The organism is Vibrio sp. 378, assembly GCF_033339435.1.
This window is the reverse complement of record NZ_JAWOUO010000468.1, coordinates 1-748: the sequence shown is the minus strand read 5'-3', so window position 1 is coordinate 748 and position 748 is coordinate 1. Positions and strand designations below refer to the sequence as shown.

At 44.7% G+C, this 748-nt stretch carries 1 protein-coding gene and 1 pseudogene; both read left to right on the top strand.

The genetic code is table 11. The features are described from left to right. On the top strand, positions 1 to 438 hold a 438-nt coding region (locus R7Q48_RS26975), incomplete at its 5' end, for an EAL domain-containing protein (RefSeq protein ID WP_318133317.1). A gap of 149 nt (positions 439 to 587) precedes the next feature. Beyond that, positions 588 to 748 (top strand): annotated as a pseudogene (locus R7Q48_RS26970) (U32 family peptidase); the annotation flags it as partial.

The following is a 748-nucleotide window of genomic DNA, read 5'->3' as shown; positions in this document are numbered from 1 at the left end:
ATCCACAGGAAGCTAAGTGAGAACAATGTGTCGCTCGGCATCGAAATTACGGAGCGTCAGTTGATCAATGGGGAAGCAAGAAAGCATATTGCAGCGTTGCGCGTGCACGGAATTGATGTACTGATCGACGACTTTGGAACTGGGTATTCGTCACTGTCGTATTTAGCTCGTTTCCCGATTGATGAACTAAAAATCGACCGAGCATTCATTAATGACATTGACGCCCTGCCAAAACAGGTGACCGTCATCGAGAACATCATCAACTTGGGCAAATCTTTGGAACTAACGGTCGTTGCAGAAGGCGTAGAAACGCATCAGCAAGCTACTTTGCTTTCCAACCTTCAATGTAACTCGATTCAAGGTTTTCATTTCTACCGACCTCAACCAAAACATGAAATCGAAGAGTTGTTTGTGCAAAACCGCCGCCACAAAAACTGATCCCCCTACTTCGTCAAATCAAACCTTTACCCCTACTCTCAAGGGGTAAATATTGAGTTTATTGAGCTAAACCTAACTTAGGTCAAATTAGCTATTCATAATTCTTCATAAAATGCGGGCACCTTTTCCTTCTCTATGATTGTGAGCATATGGAACTCTTGTGTCCTGCGGGTAACCTGCCTGCGCTAAAAACCGCGATTGATTGCGGTGCAGATGCCGTGTACATCGGCTTCAAAGACGATACCAACGCGCGTCACTTTGCTGGTTTGAACTTCAACGGTAAAAAGCTAGAAAAGGCCGTGCAATATGT